Raw genomic sequence first — 20,047 nt, forward strand, 5'->3', positions numbered from 1 at the left:
TTGACCTGTTTTTCAGGAGAGGAGACCGATAGATATGAGAAGAGCTTTTCAAGCATCGCCGACCATTCTGGTCGTGACGCCGGAGATCACCTATCTTCCGGAAGGGATGGGCAATATGGCCAATACCCTGCATGCGAAGGCGGGCGGTCTCGCGGATGTTTCGGCGTCTCTGGTTGGCGCATTGTACCGCCAGGGGGCCGACGTTCACGTTGCGCTGCCGCATTACCGGAAGATGTTCCATGTGGATGTGGGCAAACTCATCAGCGATGAGTTGCGCGTCTATATGAGCCATTTGCACAACAGCCGGATTCACCTGGCGGAGGATCGGATTTTCTACTACCGTGATTCGGTGTACAGCAGTTATTCGCAGGACAGCTTTCTGCAGGCGATGGCGTTTCAGCGGGAAGTGATCAACAACATCATTCCGGATGTGAAGCCGGATCTGATCCACTGCAACGACTGGATGACCGGGCTGATCCCGGCGGCGGCCCGCCGCATGGGGATTCCGTGTTTGTTCACGGTGCACAACATCCACACCTACAAGGCGACGCTCGCACAGATCGAGGATCGCGGCATCGACGCGGCTCCTTTCTGGCAGAATCTCTACTACGAAAGGCCTCCGTACAACTATGAAGAGAGCCGTTCCAACAATCCGGTCGATATGCTCGCTTCCGGGATTTTCGCCGCACACTTCATCAATACGGTCAGTCCGACTTTCCTGAAAGAGGTTGTGGAGGGGCGGCATTCGTTCGTTCCTGCGAACATCCGCACCGAGATGGCCAACAAGTATCATGCGGGCTGCGCTTCCGGCATCTTGAATTCGCCGGATGAGAACAGTACGCCGGAGAGCGATCCCTACATCGAAATGAAATACGATGCCGAGACGCATGTGAAAGCCAAACAGGTCAATAAAATCGCGTTTCAGTCGCGCACGGGACTCCGGGTTGATCAGAATGCGCCGCTCTTTTTCTGGCCGTCGCGTCTGGATCCGATGCAGAAAGGGTGTTCGCTGTTGACGGACATTCTCTATCAGGTGGTTCACAAGTACTGGGATCAGGGGTTGCAGATTGCGGTGGTTGCGAACGGCAGTTATCAGCCGATTTTCCGGAACATCGTTGCGCAGCATGACTTCTACGACCGGGTGCTGGTCTGCGATTTCGACGAGGGACTTTCGCACCTGGCGTTCGCGGCGAGTGACTTCATTCTGATGCCGTCGCTCTTCGAGCCGTGCGGACTGCCGCAGATGACCAGTCAGTATTTCGGGAGTCTGCCGGTCGTTCATGATACGGGCGGGCTGCATGACACGGTCGAGCGCATGAACGTCGAACAGCACACCGGAAACGGTTTCCCGTTCGAGACTTATGATGACGGCGGACTCATGTGGGCGATGGACGAGGCGATGCGCTTCTGGGCGTTGCCGGCGGAGGTCAAGGAGCGGGAGATCTCCCGCGTGATGCGCGAGTCGAAACTTCGTTTCAATCACGATGTGACTGCGCAGGAGTATATCCGGATCTACGAGAACATGCTGGCGCGTCCGCTGGTTCAGCATTGAGAACGAAAGGGGTTCGCGCGATGAAGAACGGTTTCGTCCGTTTGAGCAACGCACCCGTTCCATTGGCGGACGATCCGTACCTCGCGCCGTATCGTGGCGTCCTCGAGGAGCGGAACCGGCGTATGGAACGCATGGCGCGGCGTCTGACCGGCGGGGAGGGAAGTCTGGCCGATTTCGCCTCCGGGCACGAGTATTTCGGGCTGCACCGGATCGAATCCGGGTGGGTATTCCGCGAATGGGCGCCGAATGCGGTGCGGATCGCGGTTCGCGGCGACTTCAACAACTGGGAGGATCGTCCCGAATTCGAGATGAAGCCGCTGGAGCATGGATGCTGGGAGTTGAAACTCCCGGCAGGCGCGCTGCATCACGGCGACCACTATCTGCTGAAGATGGAGTGGAACGGCGGTTCGGGTGACCGCGTGCCTGCTTATGCGCGCTGTGTGGTGCAGGATCCGGTGACGAATCTCTTTTCGGCGCAGGTTTACGCGCCGGAGCGTCCCTATGCGTTCCGGAATCCGGTTCCGCCGCCTCCGGCCATGCCGCTCATTTACGAGTCGCACGTCGGCATGGCGCAGGAGGAGCCGAAAGTCGGCAGTTTTGTCGAGTTCCGCACAAAGACGTTGCCGCGCATTGCGGCGGCGGGCTACAACACCGTGCAGCTCATGGCGATCATGGGGCATCCGTATTACGGGAGTTTCGGCTATCACGTTGCGAACTTCTTCGCCGTGGCGAGCCGGTTCGGGACGCCGGACGAGTTCAAGGAGCTGGTCGACGCCGCTCACGGACTTGGATTGCGGGTCATCATCGACCTGGTGCATTCGCATGCGACCCGGAACGAGGTCGAGGGGCTTGGACGCTATGATGGAACCCGAACGGCGTTTTTCCACGAGGGGGCGCGAGGAGAGCATTCGGCGTGGGATTCGCTGCTGTTCGATTACGCGAAGCCGGAAGTGCTGCATTTTCTGCTGTCGAACTGCCGCTATTATCTCGATGAGTTTCATATCGACGGTTTCCGGTTCGACGGAGTGACGAGCATGATGTATCTGCAGCACGGGCTCGGCAAGGCGTTTACGTCGTATGCGGACTACTTCGGTCCTGAGGTCGACGAGGATGCGGTCTGTTACCTCGGGCTCGCGAACCGCGTGATCCACGCGGTGCGTCCGGATGCGATGACCGTCGCGGAGGATGTGAGCGGCATGCCGGGGTTGGCGGCCTCTCAGAATCAGCCAGGCGGAATCGGTTTCGACTATCGCATGGCGATGGGGGTGACGGATATGTGGTTCAAGCTCTTCGACATACCGGACGAGTCGTGGCCGATCGGCTGGATGTACCACGAGCTGTGCAACCGCCGTCGCGACGAAAAATCGGTCAGCTATGCGGAGTGCCACGACCAGGCGATCGTCGGCGGCAAGAGTGCGATCTTCCGCCTCGCGGACGCGGCGATGTACGACGCGATGCACGTCGGTTCTCAGAATCTCGAGATCGACCGCGCGGTCGCGCTGCACAAGATGATGCGTCTCGCGACGCTCGGAACGGCCGGGCACGCTTATTTGAACTTCATGGGCAACGAGTTCGGCCATCCGGAGTGGATCGACTTTCCACGCGAGGGAAACCACTGGTCGATGATGCACGCGCGGCGGCAGTGGTCGCTTGCGGACGATCCGAAGCTGCGGTTTCATTTTCTCGCCGACTTCGACCGGGCGATGTTGAAGCTCGTGACGGAGCGGCCGGATTTTTCCGCGTGCGTGCCGCAGCTGGTCCGGCTCGATGAATCGGCGAAGATCGTGGTGTTTGAGCGCGATGATCTTTACTTCTGCTTCAACTTCCACCCGGACAACTCCTGTTTCGACTACGGATTTGAGGTGCGCGGCGGCGTTTACCGGGCGGTGCTCGACTCCGACGCGGCGGAGTTCGGCGGGTTCGCGCTGCGGACGCCGGGGGAGGAGCATTTCCCGGTCGATTCACAGCTCAGACTCTATCTGCCGTGCCGGACTGCGCTCGTTCTCGCGCGGCGTGACCACTGAGTGCGGAAAGCGGTTTGCATTTTCCGGAAAACGTGATAGATTCCCTCTGTGCATCCATTCGATCACGGAGGGAATTTTATGATGAAATCGACTTTGCTTTTTTCTTCGCTGCTTCTGCCGTTCTGCTTTGCCGGGTGTGCCGGGACGAATACTCTGAATCAGGATATGGCGGTTGCGGAAGCCGCATGTGCCGATGCTGCATTCGGCAGCGGCGCGTTTCCGGCGCTTGCGGCGGACACTGCTGGTTATATGCGGAACGCCATTCCTGTTGCCAAAGCGGCTCGCGGAGCTGCCGCCAACCGCTTCGAGGCTCAGCCGGGGCGGAAGGTGAGTTACACCGTGACGCTCGCGATGAGCGTGGACGACCTCGCCGGAACGTTGCGGAAGATCGAGGCGATGGTCAAGGAGTCCGGCGGTTATGTGCAGGAGTCGAACGACCACGGCGGCGTGCTGCGCATTCCGGTCGCGAAGGCCGAGGAACTGCTTTCAAAGATTGAAGCGTGCGGTTCGGTCAACAGCCGCAGCATTGTCGGCTCCGACGTGACCGCGCAGGTCGTCGATGTGGAGATCCGGCTTGAGAATCTCCGGAAGATGCGCACCCGGCTTCTGGCGCTGCTCGAAAAGGCGGAGAAAGTCGAGGATGCGCTGAAAGTCGAACAGGAGCTGAACCGGGTCGTGACTGACATCGAGCGGTACGAAGCACAGCTCGCCGGCTTGAACAACCGGATCGATTATGTGACGCTGACCTTGCGCCTGAACCAGACGCAGCCGATCGTGTTCGTGCCGCAGCTGCCGGTTCCGTGGATGGGCGAACTCGGGGATGGCGGGAGCGGGCTGCCGCGGCCGAACGGCTGTGCGGAACTGCCGTTTGGACTTGAGATTCCGGACGGTTTTGCCGTACTGTCCTCCACGCGCAAGGACGATTTCCGGCAGCTCTGGGCCGTGAGTGCGGACGACTGCGTGCTGCGGTTGACCCGGCGGCCGGGACTGGAGGGGGCGAACCTCGACTTCTGGCGGGTGCTCGCGCGCCGCTCGCTCGCGGACGTGAACCGTTTTACGGATCTCAAGGAGGAGGCCGTTACGCTTCCTGACGGCACGGAAGCCGTGATGTTCGAGGCGAAACGCAGCTCCGACGGTTACTGGCTCTGCCTCATGTATCCGCAGAACTCCTGCTGTTTCATTCCGGGTGACCGCGAAGTGTGCCTGATCGAATTCTGGGGCCCGGCCAAATCGTTCGGCGAACGGCTCGAGGCGGTGAAAACCGCGACGCAGAGTTTCGATTTCTGACGCGGGGTTACGGTTCCGGCGGCAGGTATTTCGCGACGGTCCGGCGGTCGAGTTTGAGCTGTTCGGCCGCCTTGACACAGCTCCCGGCGCGGCGGTGGACGAGGCCCACATAGGTGCGCAGAAGCTCGTCCGCGCTTAACGTGCAGCGGGAGAGAAGCCGTTCGAGCTCCGGGCTTTCCGCGTTTTCCGCTGATTCCGCGGGGGGCGCGGGGGTGTAGCTGCCGCGGATGACGAGATTGCGGACGCACTGTTCGAGCTCGCGCACGTTGCCCGGCCATGGATACTCCGCGCCGAGGTTGCGGATGATCCACGCCATCGCTTCCGGGAGAAACCGTTTCGCCTCTTCTGCTCCGAGCAGCCGCGCGGCGAGGATGTCCACGAATTTCTCGAGTTCGGCCGGAGAGCCGCCGGTGAGGTCGCGCAGCGGAACGGTTTCGATCGTGTCGCTGCAGAGCCGGTAATAGAGGTCGTTCCGGAACTTTCCCTCACGGCATGCCCGGGCGAGATCGCGGTTCGTGGCGGCGATGATCTTCCCGGAGAACTCGCGTTCGGCGTTGTCGCCGAGCCGCTGGAAACGGCGGGTCTGGAGCACGCGCAGAAGTTTGACCTGCACTTCGGCGTTGATTTCACCGATCTCATCGAGCAGGACCGCGTCGGAGGGGTCGCACGCTTCGAGGTAGCCGACCCGGTCCGAGAGCGCCCCGGTGTAGGCTCCCTTGCGGTGGCCGAAGAGTTCCGATTCGAGCATCGTCTGCGGCAGCGCCGAGAGGTGGACGGGCCGGAAACAGCCAGGATAGGCGGTGCGGAAGCGGCGGCTGCGCGCGTCGAATGGAATGTACTGCGAAAGCGCAATCGCCCGCGCGACGAGCTCCTTGCCGGTTCCCGACTCCCCCGTGATGAGCGTGTTGATCTCCTGCATCCGGTTGTAGAGTGCGCGGTGGTAGCGGTAGATGTCAACCGTGAAGAGCGACTGCCACACTTCCGCACGCAGTTTTCCCGCCGCGAGCGTTCCGCCGATCAGGAAGTCGAAGATGTGGTGGAACGCGCGGTGGATCTGAAAGTAGATCGCAAACGTCCGCTCCGGCTCGTAACTGCACTGAAGCCGCCTCCCGGGGCGGTTCAGGAAGTAGTCGAAGTCCGCCGCAAAGTCGTCATAGCACGCGAAACGGGTTTCGTTCGGGGAGCCGAGCATCTGCGCGGTCATCGGAATTCGATGTTTCTCGAACAGATGATAGATCACGACCGGTTCGGCCACGTCGAGTGCGGCGCTGTCGAGTTTCACGCCGGGCAGTTCCGTGCGGCGACGCAGTTCGTTTGCCCAGTATTTGGCCAGTCCTGCAAGTTCCGTGACGTCCTCGCGGGTGCCGCGGGTGCCGTCGTGCATGTTCCATACGCGCCGCTCGGGGGCGGGGGGGCGGCCGAGAATGATCTCTTCGAGCTCGAGCCGTTCCGGCGTGAAAGGGTTCGTGTAGTTGAGTTTTCCGAGCGCCCGCAGCAGCGGCGCCTCCTGTTCCGTGAATAGTTTCATGTCGCTCTCCCGGTTTCGGAATTACTATAACTGTTGTACATGAAATGTCAATCGCGGTGCATGAAATGTTTGCGATTTCAGATTTGATGATTTGGATTCATTTTTTATGCAATCGATTGATCTGTAATTGGTTGACTTGTCTTGTCATCGTTCGGCATGCCTTTTGCTGATGAGTTTCCGGAACGAGATTTCTTGAGAAAGGAGAACCCTATGAAACGATCATTCGGAAGAAAGCCGGTCGTGACGCCGTTTGCCGCGATGTCTGCCGCACTGTTTTTCATCTTGCCGCCCTATGGGTTTGCCACGCACTGGTACGGGGCGGCGCTGCTCGCGCTGACGATGCTGCCCGCCTGCGGGATGGCGCTGCTGCTGAGCTGTTTCGGACGGCCGGGTCTGACGCCGTTCCGGCGGTATCTGCCGACGGCGGCGGGAGTTGTTGCGCTCTTTTTCGCATACGAAGCCGTTGAGGATGCCGGTACGTTCTGGAGTTCCGCATTTCTTGCGACTGCTCCGTTCGGTGTCGCGCTGACCGTCATGCCGGGAATCTACTATCTGATCTATCGGTTCGACGCACTCGTCGCCGCGCTGAGAATCCGGCGAAAATACGGTTTGACGCATTGAAAAACGAGAGAGGGCGCGCTATATTAGTTTGATAACCTTTCTCATTTTAAAAAAAGGATGTTTCAATCATGGATTTCAATGACGGCGCCTGGCGCACGGAAGTGAACGTCAGGGATTTTATTCAGCTCAACTATACGCCTTACGATGGCGATCGCGAATTTCTTGCGCCGCCGACCGCGCGGACGCTGCGGCTCTGGGAGGAGCTCTCGGAGCGGATGAAGCTGGAGCGTGAACGCAACGGCGTTTATGACATCGACGAAAAGACGATTTCAACGATCACATCGCACGAGGCCGGCTACATCGACCGGGAGCTCGAGACGATCGTCGGACTCCAGACCGACGAGCCGCTCAAGCGCGCGATCATGCCGTTCGGCGGCATCCGGCTCATTCACACCGAGTTGGAAGCCTACGGACGGAAGATGGATCCGACGGTCGAACATGTGTTCCGCTACCGCAAGACTCACAACGACGGCGTCTTCGACGTCTACACCGACGAGATGAAGCGGGTGCGCCACGCGGGTGTGATTACGGGGCTGCCCGACTCCTACGGGCGCGGCCGCATCATCGGAGACTACCGCCGGGTGCCGCTCTACGGAGTGGACTTTCTCATCGAGGAGAAGAAGCGCGCAAAACGCGAGATGGTCTTCGACGTGATGGATTCCGATCTGATCCGCAAGCGCGAGGAAGTCGCCGAGCAGATCAAAGCGCTGGGGGAACTCAAGGAGATGGCGTTGAAGTACGGTTTCGACATCTCCCGCCCCGCTCAGGATACGAAAGAGGCGATTCAGTGGCTCTATTTCGCCTACCTTGCGGCGGTCAAGGAACAGAACGGTGCGGCGATGTCGATCGGGCGGATCTCGACTTTTCTCGACTGCTACGCCGAACGCGACCTTGCGAGCGGAAAATATACGGAGTCAGAGATTCAGGAGTTTGTCGACCACTTCATCATGAAGCTGCGGATCGTGCGGTTTCTGCGCACGCCCGCCTACGACGAGCTCTTCAGCGGCGATCCGACCTGGGTGACCGAGTCGGTCGGCGGGATGTCGCTTGACGGGCGGCACATGGTGACGAAGATGAGTTACCGTTTCCTGCACACGCTCGTGAATCTCGGCCCGGCGCCGGAGCCGAACCTCACGGTGCTCTGGAGTGCGCGTCTGCCGGAGAACTTCAAACGTTTCTGCGCGGATATCTCGATTCAGACCTCGTCGATCCAGTACGAAAACGACGATCTCATGCGGGTCAAGTTCGGCGACGATTACGGCATCGCGTGCTGCGTCTCGGCGATGCGGATCGGCAAGCAGATGCAGTTCTTCGGCGCGCGCTGCAATCTGGCCAAGGCGTTGCTCTACGCGATCAACGGCGGACGCGACGTGAAGTGCAACAACGAACAGATCGGACCGGCGATCCCGTTCCTCGGAAACTGCGAATACCTCGACTACAACGAGGTCATGCGGAACTTCGAGGAGATCACCGACTGGCTCGCGAAACTCTACATCGACACGCTGAATATCATCCACTACATGCACGACAAATACTGCTACGAGCGGATCGAAATGGCGCTGCACGACGAGGAGATCGTCCGCACCATGGCCGGCGGCATTGCGGGGCTCTCGGTGCTGGCCGACAGCTTGTCGGCGATCAAATACGCGAAAGTGAAACCGGTCATGAACGAGGCCGGTCTGGTCAGCGAGTTCATCACCGAGGGGGATTTCCCGAAGTTCGGCAACAACGACGACCGGGTTGATTCGATCGCAGTGGAAATCGTCAAATCGTTCCAGCGGAAGCTCGCGCGCCACAAGACCTACCGGAACTCGAAGCCTACCATGTCGATCCTGACCATCACGAGCAACGTGATGTACGGCAAGAAAACCGCTTCGACCCCGGACGGCCGCAAGTCGGGCGAACCGTTCGCGCCGGGCGCGAATCCGATGCACGGGCGCGATGTGAATGGTGCGGTCGCCTCTTTGAAGTCGGTTGCGAAACTTCCCTACGACTACGCCGAGGACGGAATCAGCAACACGTTTTCGATCGTGCCGGGTTCGCTCGGGAAAACTCCGGAAGAGAAGCGTGAGAATCTGATTACGCTGCTCGACGGTTATTTCGCCGAGCGCGGGCACCATCTGAATGTGAACGTGCTGCATCGCGAGATGCTGCTCGACGCGATGGATCATCCGGAGAAGTATCCGCAGCTCACGATCCGGGTTTCCGGCTACGCCGTGAACTTCATCCGGTTGACCCGCGAGCAGCAGCTCGACGTGGTGAACCGCACGTTCCACAACCGGCTTTGAGGAGCGGGGAGAGACCGTGCAGGAGATTTACGGCAGAATTCATTCGCTCGAGAGCTTCGGTACGCTCGACGGCCCCGGGGTGCGGTTCGTCGTGTTTCTGCAGGGGTGTCCGCTGCGTTGCCGCTACTGTCACAACCCCGATACGCAGCCGTTCGACGGCGGACGGGAGGTCACGGTTTCGGAACTGATGCGGCAGATCGAATCGTGCCGGAACTTCATCCGCTCCGGCGGCGTGACGCTCTCGGGCGGGGAGCCGCTCGCGCAGCCGGAGTTCGCGCGCGAACTCCTGATGCGCTGCCGGGCGGCGGGTTTCCACACCGCGCTCGACACCTCGGGCGCATATGCGCTGCCGCACTCGCGGAGCGTGATCGAGGCGGCCGATCTGCTGCTGCTCGACATCAAGGCGTTTGATTCGGAACTCTGCCGGAAGCTCACCGGCGCGGATAACTCGAACGCACTTGCGACGCTGGACGATTGCGAAGCGAACGGCAAGCCGGTCTGGATTCGGCATGTGCTGGTTCCGGGTTACACGCTCGATCCGGAACAGCTCGAAGCACTTGCCGCATATCTCGCGCCGTTCCGCTGCGTGGAGCGCGTCGAATTGCTGCCGTTTCACCGCCTGGCGGAATTCAAATGGCGGGCGCTCGGAGTCAAGGATCCGCTCGCGGGTGTGCCGGAACCTGTTGAATCCGAAATAAAAACCGCCGCGGAAATCTTCTCCGCGGCCGGTTTGACGGTAGTCGTCTGAAGTGTTCCGGTTACGGAATCCGCATCTCGGCGACGCGGGCTTCCAGCTCGGAACAGTTTTCGAGATAGAACGCCGCGTGTTCGAGGTTGCGGAAATTCTGTTCGGGCGTGATATCCCGGGGGACACCTCCGAGCGGCTTGAGCAGAGCTGTTTCAAAGATCAGCAGCGGCTTTCCCGGCAGTCGACGGATTGCCGCCATGACTTCCGGCCAGTTCAGCAGTCCGAGTCCCGGGAGCCAGTGCGCTTCGTCGACTCCGTCGTAATCGGAGAGGTGGAACGTGCGAATTCTCGCGCTGAGCTGTTCGATGAATTCCGGAACGCGGGCCATTCCTCCATCATAAGTTAAGTGGTTGACGTCGAAGCAGATTCCGACAGATTCCGGCATGCCGTCAGTCAGGGCGAGCATCTCCTCCGGGGTGTTTCCGATGCAGGTACGCGGCAGCAGTTCGACGTTGAGAGAGGCTCCGTTTTCCGCAGCGGCGCGGCCGAGTGCCGCGACGACGGACCGGGTATTCTGCAGCAGTTCGGCGCGTGTCTCCGGGGCGTTTGGTTCGATGCTCGCGTGGAACGTGTAGTTCGGCGACTTAAACGGTGCGGTGAGCCGGATGAATCCGGCCAGATACTCTGCGATTTCTCTGCGCTCTTTTTCGCCAGCGGGAAACGGAAACAGCTCGAACGGGCAGAACGGAACGTGGATCGAGGAGACGGTGATTCCGCGGAGCAGGTCATCGCTCCGGCAGAGTTCGGTGAGATCTTTCGTCTCCTGTGGCGTCAGATACTCTCCGCAGGAGAGCTCGATGCGGCGGAACTTACTTTCGGCCAGAGCCTTGCGCCATTCCCTGGTTAGGATGCGCGCCGCACTGACGGAAACAGCATACTCGTACATGATATCCCTCTGTATAATGGTTGATGCGGATCATCCGCAAAATAGTATATCACCGGTTTCGAGTCGAAACAAGCCTTTTGGGATAAAATTTTTCCGGATCGGCACGTAAGATTTTTCCGTGAGGTCCGCATTGGTTCGCAAAGCTGAAACCCACAACATTTCACCGGAGGCGGAATGGAAAGAGTCATCACTGTCAAGGGTGTCGGAAATGCGTCGATTCAACCGGATACCATCCTGTTGAAAATCGAACTGGAAACCAGCCATTCCGATTATCAGAAGAGTCTCGACATCGTCATGGAAAAACAGCAGCGGGTGATCGACGCCGTCATTCAGGCCGGGTTCCGGGCGGAAGAGCTCAAAACCGCAAGTTTCAACATCGAAACCGAGTATCAGGAGAGACGGCGCAACGGCAACGATCGGAACGTACCGGTCAGCTGGCATTGCGAACAGCAGCTGAAACTCGCTTTCCCCATCGACCGGGAACGGTTCAGCCGCGTGATGCAGTGTCTCGCGGAATCGAATGCGGAGTGCAGTTTGAATATCCAATACACCCTCTCCGACCCGGGGCGCCTGCAGCCCATGCTGATCGAAAGCGCCGCCGCAAACGCCCGGAAAAAAGCCCTCGCATTATGCGCCGCTCAGGGAGTGAAACTCGGAGAACTTCTCCGGATCGACTGCGACTGGCAGGAGATCAGCATCTCGTCCGGCAGCCGCTTTTCGCGCGATGCATTCGCGCCGGTTCTGGCCTGTGCAATAGCGAAATTTTCCCCGGAGGAGATCCACGCCGGCGATACCGCGACATTCATCTGGGCGATTGAGTCCGATCCGGGAAATCCCTGATCCCTGTCCGATACCCATCATGGAAAGAAATAATCATTTTACTGATAGGAGGTTGCAATGAGTTCGGAAAGCAATACGGGAATCATCGTTGTTCTGCTGATCATCATCATTTGTGTGATATGTGGCCTTTGAATGGTCGGCAGACCGCCGTTTTTTTTCTGTCATGGGAGGTTTATTGGCTGGGGAAGCTGTTCCGCTCCAGGATTCCGATTGCGTTTATCCGGGACTCGTTCCCATCGATTCTGTTTCCGATCATCCTCTATTATTCCACGATCGGCGTGATGAAAATCGCCGGTTTTCTGCCGGAAAACCGGTTTTCACTCCGGATCGGCGGGGTTCATGTTCTCGGATCGATTCTGCTGCCGGAGGTGATTTGCCCGTTTCTCTCGGCGCGGTATACGGGGGATCCCGGCGATTGCCTCGGCAGCTGTATCGGCTGGCTGCTGCTGTGGTTCATCGAGTCCCGCCGCCGGAACGACGAATTCCAGGAAAATTGGTGGTCTCCGGGGTGGAAAAAATGACAGGCCGGGTCTATTTTAACGTTCCGGATAACATGCCGCCCGCGGATGGAGTGTGTTCGGGCGGAACAGGAGCTGGAGGTGGATATGTTGAGACGGAAATGGTTGTTTGCCCCGATTATGTTCTGCTGCTGCGCCGGACTCTCCGCCGGTTCGGCGCTGGAACTCGATCCGAACATGAAACTCAAACCCGCGAATGCCGACGGTCTGAAATTCCTGCTCCCTGCGGAGAAGCCGTTGCGGCTGACCGGATTCTGCTGGTACGACCGCGATCATGTCTACCGGCGGCTGCCGCTGCGGCCGGACGGGAAATTCAGCGTGGGGGTTGAGGAGCTCTCCTGGAACACCGCCGGCGGGCAGGTCGCTTTCCGCTCCGACACCGGACGGATCGTCCTCAGGGTGAAGATGCGTTCCAACGATGTGATGTACCACATGGCGCAGACCGGCACCGCGGGATTCGACCTTTACGCCGGTGCCGCTCCCGGGGAGTTGCGTTTTTTCGGTGTGACCGGTTTCTCCCCCGGGGCGCGTGAGTATACCGCTTCGCTGTTTCAGGGATCGCGCCGGATGCGTGACTTCACGATCCATTTTCCGCTTTACGCGGGGGTCGAACAGGTGTTCATCGGCGTCGATGCCGATGCGAAAGTGGAGGCCCCCTCCGCATGGGAGGATGACCGCCCGATCATCGTCTACGGTACGTCGATCACGCAGGGAGGATGTGCCTCGCGTCCCGGCATGGCGTACACGAATCTGCTGAGTCGCCGCCTGAACCGGCCGGTGGTGAACCTCGGATTTTCCGGCAACGGCAAGGGCGAGCCGGAAGTCGCCGCCGAAATTGCGAAAATTCCCGATCCGGCGTTGATCGTGCTCGATTATGAGGCGAATGTTCCGGCGGCGGGTCCGATGCGCGAAACGCTCGCGCCTTTCATCCGGATTCTGCGGGAAAAGCATCCTGCCGTTCCGATCCTGGTCATGACCAAGATCCGTTACGCCGAAGAGGGGCGTGACCGGAAGCGGGGGGACGATCTGCCGCGTCCGGATTTTGCCGTCGCGACCCGGAACGTGCAGCGGGAAACGGTCGAGGAACTTAAGAAAACCGATCCCAATCTTTACTTTCTCGCTGGTGACGATCTGCTCGGGGAGGATTTCGACGAGTGCTGCGTGGACGGCGTTCATCCGACGGATCTCGGTTTCTACCGCATGGCGGAAAAACTTGAGCCCGTCTTTCGCGATATCCTCAGCCGCTGAGCCGGTTTCCGGCTGCGGAGCAGGACCTCTGCGGAAAAAAAAGACCGGGGGGCAGGCACAGAACCTCCTCCCCGGTTTTTTTTCTGGATTTTTCGGAGTGTCCGGATTCACTCCCCCGGATCGGGCGGCCGGTAATCCGCGTCCCCGCCGCAGGCGAGATAGCCGCGGAACACCTGCCACAGCGCGATGACGCTCAATGCCGTAATGACCGTGCCGAAGAGAAAGACGCAGCGGTAATCCCGCCCGAGCCGGTCCAGCAGCCAGCCGAAGAACGGTCCGAGAATCACGTTGGCGATCGCCAGCAGCATGGCGAATGCGGAGTTGAACTGCGCGAAGAGTTCCCGGGGGAACAGCTTCTGCCCGAGCGAGGCCGAGAGTGTGAAGAAACATCCCGAAATCACCCCGTGAATCACCAGCAGCACCCCGAATGAGACATCCCCCGTGACCGTGAACCACCCCGCGATCATCGTCAGCAGATAGAGCACCTGAGCCGCCAGACTCGTGCGCAGTGGATGAAACCGGTCCGCGAGCATCCCGAGAAAGTAGCTCATCACCAGAGAGATCGCATAGGTGAGCGTGATCAGCAGCCCGTACCGGTGCATATCCATGTTCAGGCTTTTCGCGTAGAAGATCGAGAAAATATTGAACGGCGCCGCCGCCAGATAACTGAACACCAGCGCCACGATCACCCACCGGTAATAGGAGATCGAAAAACTCTGCCGGAAGTAGGTGATGACCGGCTGGAACACCGTGTTCTTGACCCCGACGGGGGCGGCGGCCGGCGCGACCGGCGGATAGTCCCCCTCTTTCACTTTCAAGCACAGCGAGAGCAGACCGACGCCGTAGAACAGGCCGACCCCGACGAAGATATAGAGCGGAAACTCCTCCACCAGCCCGAGCAGGAAAGCGTTGAACAGCATCCCCGCAACCAGGCTGACCGCGCGGAAGAGCGCGAAGAATCTCCCCAGCAGCTCCGATGGTACCACATCGTTGACGAGTGCCCCCGACAGCGAACCCGCGAGCGTAGTGCCGAAGTCCAGGAACACCCAGAAGATCCCGAAGAAAATCAGTCCAGACGTGTGCAGACTCAGGTGCTCCGGGCCGATCAGCCGGGAGAGCCACTCACCGAGCAGCGGCGTGAAGCCGAGTCCGATCAGACCGACCACGATGAACGGCGTCGTGAAGAGCAGGAACGGAATGCGCCGTCCCCACCTGCCGCGATGGCGGTCGGAAATGTAGCTGATGATCGGGCACAGAAAGATATTCGTGAAATTCGGAAATGCGACGATAATGAGCGTGTAGACCAGATCCGATACCCCGAACATCCGGATCAGCAGTGTCGCGGACGGGCCGACCGCCCGGTCTTTCATCGCCCAGGTGAAATCGCCCCACAGGAGCCAGAAGAAGAGCCAGGCCAGTCCGGCGGCAGTGTAGACCAGTGTTCCGTTCCGCCAGACTTTGACTCCGTTAATGGTCGTATGAGTCGTCACGCTTCTCCTCCGTCTTTCCGCGGAACGATCCGGTAGGAGCTGCCGGACTCGACCGGCAGTTCAATGACGCCCGATTCCGGAGTTACGGTCACGATGCGGAGAGTCTTGCCGTCGCGCAGAATCGTGTATGGTCCGGGGAGCAGGTCCGTGAGCAGCGCGTGATGTTCTCCCCCGGCGGGGACGGTGAATTCCACCGGTTCGGCGGAGGATGATCCGCTTCTGGAGAAGGTCACGATCCGGCCGGCTGTTTTCACGCCGAGCCAGGCGTCGGATTCAAAGAGTTCCACCGGATACTTCGGCGCGGTCGGTTCTCCGATCTGCATCACATGCAGGAAACGGTCCTCCGCCGCCGGGGTTTTCGGGGAGATCATCGTGCGCCAGCCGCGGCTGAGCATCCGGTTGCGCGGGGGCATCTCCACTTTTTCCCGGAAGAACTCCATGGCTTTGCCGTCTCCGGCGGTGGTGATTTCGACATTGTCCGCTTTCGGCAGCACTCGCGTGACGAAGAGTTCTCCCGGTTTTCCGCCCGGGAGCGCATGTTCCACACGGATGGTGGTTTCCCGGATTTCCGGCTGTGCGATCGTGTTGAGCAGGAAATATTTCCGGAATTCCGGCCGGGTCGAGACCACATGGTCGTAGACGATCAGCATCGCGGGCGTCTCCGGGCGGTCGAGCCGGGTGAAGACGAAACTGCGTTCATACGCCTTGACCTTGTGTGAACTGTAAGCCGTTGCGAGATCGCCTTTGATATGGCTGAAGAGCGGGCGGTCGGCATCCGGACCGACGTAAGTCGCGACATTGCGTCCCGCGTTGTGGATCTCCGGATGGTCGAGAACCTGCTGAATCGTCCACGGCATCGTCTTGATGAACCGCTGGCCGCCGTCGTTGCCGGGCACGCTGAACTTTTCGTCCGGATCGTAAATCAGCATCGCATTGTGCGGAATGGTCCGCTTGGCGAACGTGAAATCGTAGTGCCCGCCCCAGTGACCGTATACGCCGATGTCCACCGCCAGCGGTGCGCGGTAGAAGATCTGGAACGCGCCCGCGTCCATATGCTGGTGATCGTGCCGGTTGTAGTGACCGCTCTTCATCTCGACCACGGCGGTGCGGGAGTCCGGTCCGAACTCCCAGCCCGTCCGCGCGATGAGCGACGCAAGCGGCTCGGTGAACACGCGCGTCAGCGGCAGTTTTTCAAAATCCGCCGAGGCAGCCACTTCCGGACGGTTGAAGAGCAGAAACTGCACCGGCATGGTTCTGGAGCTCCACGCCAGGCCGTTCTGGCGCAGAAATTCGCTTTTCAGGAGCGGATCTCCGGTGTAGGAAAACATGCTCAGCAGAGTTTCCCCGTAGCGGAACGGTTTCCCGTGCTCGAAGAACACGTCCGTGTCGTCGAACATCTCCCAATCCGGCAGCATCATGTAAATCCAGAAATACGGGACTTTCGCAAAGTCCGCGGAGAAGATATCCTTTCCAGTCATGGCCCGGAAGATCAGCGCCAGATTCATGTCCCAGCTGAACCGGTAGGGACCGTAGTTGCTCCCCTGCGTGTGGCGTCCGGACCGGTATTCGTAGTTATGGGCCGGAACCATCTCCTCGAAGATCCGGTAGGCGCACAGCCGGTACGGTTCCGGATCTTCGTCGTACACGGCGATCGCCATCGACAGAAAATCGCGGGAGAGCTGCGCCTCATTGCCGTGACCGTTGATGACCGACTGGCGGAACGGCGGCCAGCCGATCTCGGTATCGCGCCCGAGTTTGAGCATGCCGGTGCGCAACTCCTGCTTTTCCGCGTCGGAGAGCAGCGGATAACACCAGTCATACACTTCGGCCGTGACGAAAATCGTGTGTCCGACCAGCCGCGTCACATCCATCAAATTGTCGAAATCCACCTGCTGCAGATAAGCCTTGACCGCCTCAACCGCTTCGCGGCCGCGACGGGAATCGCCGGAGAGCGCGTACAGGAATGCGCGCGCTTCGATCTGCAGGAGATAGTTCCGGTCGTAGACCGTGACCCCGTCTTTCTGAGGAAGTTGCAGCGGCGCGGAGGCAAGCTCCCGGATTTTCTGTGCTGCGGGAGCATTTTCCGGGTGTTCCATGTTTTCGCGGACTTTCGGAAGATTTTCCGGGGTCAGGAGCACCCGGGGGTGGCTCGCCGGCGGCGTGATTTCCGGCCGGTAGGTGACGGCGGCCGCCGGCACCGGCGGATTTCCCGGCATCGGTTCGAGCACCATGTAGTCGAGCGTGATCGATTCCGGCAGCGTGACTTTCAGCGTATGCGTCCCCTCCGTGAGCGTCAGGCGCATGAGCCGCTCCCAGTCGATGTCGCGCCCGCGGGCGGGAAACACGACCCGGCGGCGCGGCGGTTCCCCGTCCAGGCTGAATTTCGCGTAGATGGCAACGTCCCGGCTCGGGGAGGCGGCATTGCTGCAGAGCTGGTAATCTCCGGCGCGGTCGACGCGGAACGTGAACGCAAGTTCCCCGTTCTCCTCGAGCGGGCGGAGGCCGTGGCCGTCGGAAAAGGCCTTGTTGCGCACCTCCTCGAACTTCTCCGCATCGTATCGGGCGGCGGAAGCCTGAAGCGAAATTCTCTGTGCCGGTTTCGGCGGCAGCGGATCGCCGCTGATCCGGCAGGAGGCGACTTTCATCCGGGCGTTTTCCGTATACGCCTGGACGGTTCCGGTCAGCGTCGTATCGGTTTTTTTGAGTTCAAAGCGCAGTTCCGCAAGCAGTTTTCCCGTGGTGTCGAACACTCTGCCGTCGGCGCCGGCGGCGTCGGCGGCGAGCTGCAGAACATACGGTCTGCCCGTCTCCCAGCGCAGTTCGGAGTTGCTGCGCACGGTCATGTTCGCCAGATCATTCTGGGCGTGGTATTTCCCGTCCTTGATGAGCAGCAGTTCCAGAAAGTGCAGCGACTGCTTGGAGTCGGGGCGCTGCGCGAGATGGAAGCGCCAGCCGTTCTTCCGGTCGGCGGAACCGATCCAGATTCCGCCAAGTTTATACTGATTCGGCTGGCCGGACTCCGGAGTGACGGTGACTTCGGCGCGGGCGGTGACCGATTTTTCCGCCGGAGTTTTGCCGAGAGTCGCATATTGTCTGCCGGTCAACGTCACGGGGCAGGTCGCCGCAGGAGCGTCCAGCACAGGTTTCGTCTCTTTTCCGGCATTGGGTTTCGCCTCTTTTCCGGCATTGGGTTTCGTCTCTTTCCCGGGAACGGGCGGCATCGATTCTCCGCTGATCCGGCAGGAGGTCAACTCCATTTTTGCATTTTCGGTACGCGCCTGAACGGTTCCGGTCAGCGGAGTGCCCGGAGTTTTGAGTTCAAAGCGCAGTTCCGCAAGCAGTTTGCCGGATGGATCGAGCACCCTGCCGTCGGCACCGCTGCCGTCCACGGCAAGCTGTAGAAAATACCGTTTCCCCGTCTCCCAGCGCAGTTCGGTGTTGTTATGGACGGTCATTCTGGCCAGGTCGTTCTGGGCGTGGTACTTGCCGTCTTTGATGAGCAGCAGTTCCACAAAGTGCTTCGCCGGTTTGGAGTCCGGCCGTTTGGCGAGGTGAAAATACCAGCCGTTCTTCCGGTCGGCGGAGCCGATCCAGACCCCGCCGAGTTTGTACAAATTCGGCATCCCCGGGGCCGGCGTGACGGCGACTTCCGCACGCACGGTCGCCGGTTGTCCGGAGGGAGTCTCCTGAAGCGTCACATACTTTCTGCCGTTCAAGGTCTGCGGAAGTGCCGCTGCGGAGAGTCCGAACGCGGCGAGAACAGCTCCGAGAATCAAACGTTTCTTCATCTTGAATATCCCCTCAATATCCCAGATAGAACCGGGTGGACCTCTTGTCGCTCCAGTCGAACTTCGGCATGTACCCGCGGATGGCGCTGGCGTGGCCGTCGAGCCAGCCGATCACCCGGTTGTCGCCGTGCGGATTCGGCATTTTATAGACGCCGTCGCTGGAGACGTCGTTGACTCCCATCAGCGCGAAGCGGGCCAGTTCCCAGTAGCCGTCGCTGAAATGGAATGTCGAGGAGGGGTAGCGGAAACGGGCGCTTTTTCCGGTCACCTTGTTGAAATAACCGGCGATGATGACCTTGAATCCGGTCGCCTCCTCCCCGTCGGTGGAACGGTTGATGCCGTATCCTCCATGGATGTTGCCAACTCTCCCCCAGCCCAGCTCATCGTAACGTTCACGCGGGGTGCCGGGGCATTCGTAGATTTTCGGGTAGTAGATGGTGTCTCCCTCGCGGAGTCCGGCATCCTGGAGTTCAGGCATGCCGAGGTACGGCCCGAGCAGATTCCGCCAGCTCCAGATCGGCGCCCACCTCGTGCCGTAAACCGCGAACACCATATTGTCGTTGTGGTCGCCCGCATAATTGACCGCCGCGGTGGTGATCTGCTTCATGTTGTTGATGCAGCCGCTCTGTTTTGCGGCGATCCGCGCCTGATTCAGCGCCGGCAGCAGCATCGAGGCCAGAATCGCGATGATCGCAATCACAACTAATACTACTTGTTAAATATACTTTTATTTTGTATATTATGGCCAAATACGATGTAGATTTGAAGAATCTGACAATGAAAAAGGCAGATTCAAAAACATTGCCGAACTTGCCAATGTGCTCGGAATCGACTCCGGAGCAGTGGCACGGACAATCCGCCAGACTTTGCTTCCCCCGAAAATCATCCACAAGATCATTGCCGGAGAAGTAAACTTATCGCAGGAACAGTATCGCCAGAGTTTCCCGGATTCCTGGGAGGAACAGGAGAGAAAATCTTTCTGAAAGAAATCTGACATCTACACTACAAATCAAATAAATCCGGGATATCAGCCAGCTTCTCATTACGCAACTGCGCATTCGTTTTCTTCTGCGGAATTGGACGTTTTTTCTTCTTGGGCTTCCATTGAAGCAGACGTTCCAATTCCGCTTCCCAATGTTGCAACTGCAGCCGGGTCATTTGGGCATTCTGATCGAATTCCGACTTGATCTCTTTGGCTATCTGTTTCCGCTTCTGTTCCGTCCATGAAG

At 59.6% G+C, this 20,047-nt stretch carries 15 protein-coding genes; 9 read left to right on the forward strand and 6 right to left on the reverse strand.

All coding sequences use genetic code 11. From position 1 onward, the window contains the following. Positions 1-34: 34 nt before the first annotated feature. The 3 genes from Q0J85_RS07130 (at position 35) to Q0J85_RS07140 (ending at position 4,863) form a co-directional block, all read left to right on the forward strand. Positions 35-1,552 carry a glycogen synthase gene (locus tag Q0J85_RS07130; protein WP_294479664.1) on the forward strand — a complete coding sequence of 506 codons (1,518 nt, stop codon included), beginning with the start codon at positions 35-37 and terminating at the stop codon, positions 1,550-1,552. A gap of 20 nt (positions 1,553-1,572) precedes the next feature. Further along, complete coding sequence (locus Q0J85_RS07135; RefSeq protein WP_294479665.1) at positions 1,573-3,576, forward strand: alpha-amylase family glycosyl hydrolase; 2,004 nt, start codon at positions 1,573-1,575, stop codon at positions 3,574-3,576. A 78-nt stretch (positions 3,577-3,654) separates the two neighbouring features. Continuing rightward, positions 3,655-4,863, forward strand: a complete 1,209-nt coding sequence (locus Q0J85_RS07140; RefSeq protein WP_294479668.1) for a DUF4349 domain-containing protein — start codon at positions 3,655-3,657, stop codon at positions 4,861-4,863. A 7-nt stretch (positions 4,864-4,870) separates the two neighbouring features. On the opposite strand, the gene Q0J85_RS07145 is transcribed toward Q0J85_RS07140, so the two are convergent. Then, a complete protein-coding gene (locus tag Q0J85_RS07145) occupies positions 4,871-6,391 on the reverse strand; it encodes a sigma 54-interacting transcriptional regulator (protein ID WP_294479670.1) in 1,521 nt (506 codons plus the stop codon). Between the two features lie 210 nt (positions 6,392-6,601). On the opposite strand from Q0J85_RS07145, the gene Q0J85_RS07150 reads away from it, so the two are divergent. The 3 genes from Q0J85_RS07150 (at position 6,602) to pflA (ending at position 10,048) form a co-directional block, all read left to right on the forward strand. Beyond that, a complete protein-coding gene (locus tag Q0J85_RS07150; protein ID WP_294479673.1) occupies positions 6,602-7,012 on the forward strand; it encodes a hypothetical protein in 411 nt (136 codons plus the stop codon). Between the two features lie 68 nt (positions 7,013-7,080). Further along, positions 7,081-9,300, forward strand: coding sequence for a formate C-acetyltransferase (pflB, locus tag Q0J85_RS07155; RefSeq protein WP_294479675.1), 2,220 nt, complete (start codon positions 7,081-7,083; stop codon positions 9,298-9,300). 16 nt (positions 9,301-9,316) lie between these two features. Then, the gene (pflA, locus tag Q0J85_RS07160; RefSeq protein WP_294479676.1) at positions 9,317-10,048 is read left to right on the forward strand and encodes a pyruvate formate-lyase-activating protein; all 732 of its coding nucleotides are present in this window, start codon (positions 9,317-9,319) and stop codon (positions 10,046-10,048) included. Positions 10,049-10,058: 10 nt separating this feature from the next. On the opposite strand, the gene Q0J85_RS07165 is transcribed toward pflA, so the two are convergent. Continuing rightward, entirely contained in the window at positions 10,059-10,934 is an 876-nt protein-coding gene (locus Q0J85_RS07165; RefSeq protein WP_294479679.1) for a sugar phosphate isomerase/epimerase, read from the reverse strand. Positions 10,935-11,108: 174 nt separating this feature from the next. On the opposite strand from Q0J85_RS07165, the gene Q0J85_RS07170 reads away from it, so the two are divergent. From Q0J85_RS07170 to Q0J85_RS07180, 3 genes are all read left to right on the forward strand, one after another. Continuing rightward, on the forward strand, positions 11,109-11,774 hold the full coding sequence (locus Q0J85_RS07170) for an SIMPL domain-containing protein (protein ID WP_294479681.1): 666 nt from the start codon (positions 11,109-11,111) through the stop codon (positions 11,772-11,774). Between the two features lie 119 nt (positions 11,775-11,893). Next, positions 11,894-12,295, forward strand: coding sequence for a hypothetical protein (locus tag Q0J85_RS07175; protein ID WP_294479684.1), 402 nt, complete (start codon positions 11,894-11,896; stop codon positions 12,293-12,295). Between the two features lie 84 nt (positions 12,296-12,379). After that, complete coding sequence (locus tag Q0J85_RS07180; RefSeq protein ID WP_294479687.1) at positions 12,380-13,540, forward strand: SGNH/GDSL hydrolase family protein; 1,161 nt, start codon at positions 12,380-12,382, stop codon at positions 13,538-13,540. A gap of 107 nt (positions 13,541-13,647) precedes the next feature. Here the strand turns inward: Q0J85_RS07180 and Q0J85_RS07185 are convergent, their stop codons facing one another. The 4 genes from Q0J85_RS07185 to Q0J85_RS07200 form a co-directional block, all read right to left on the reverse strand. Further along, complete coding sequence (locus Q0J85_RS07185; RefSeq protein WP_294479689.1) at positions 13,648-15,030, reverse strand: MFS transporter; 1,383 nt, start codon at positions 15,028-15,030, stop codon at positions 13,648-13,650. Further along, on the reverse strand, positions 15,027-18,818 hold the full coding sequence (locus Q0J85_RS07190) for a hypothetical protein (RefSeq protein WP_294479691.1): 3,792 nt from the start codon (positions 18,816-18,818) through the stop codon (positions 15,027-15,029). The genes Q0J85_RS07185 and Q0J85_RS07190 overlap by 4 nt, the downstream gene beginning before the upstream one ends. Before the next feature lie 13 nt (positions 18,819-18,831). Next, a complete protein-coding gene (locus Q0J85_RS07195) occupies positions 18,832-19,518 on the reverse strand; it encodes a DUF1559 domain-containing protein (protein ID WP_294479694.1) in 687 nt (228 codons plus the stop codon). A 302-nt stretch (positions 19,519-19,820) separates the two neighbouring features. Continuing rightward, on the reverse strand, positions 19,821-20,047 hold a 227-nt coding region (locus tag Q0J85_RS07200; protein ID WP_294479697.1), incomplete at its 5' end, for a hypothetical protein.

The sequence above is a fragment of the uncultured Victivallis sp. genome, from assembly GCA_944389935.1.
GTDB lineage: Bacteria > Verrucomicrobiota > Lentisphaeria > Victivallales > Victivallaceae > Victivallis.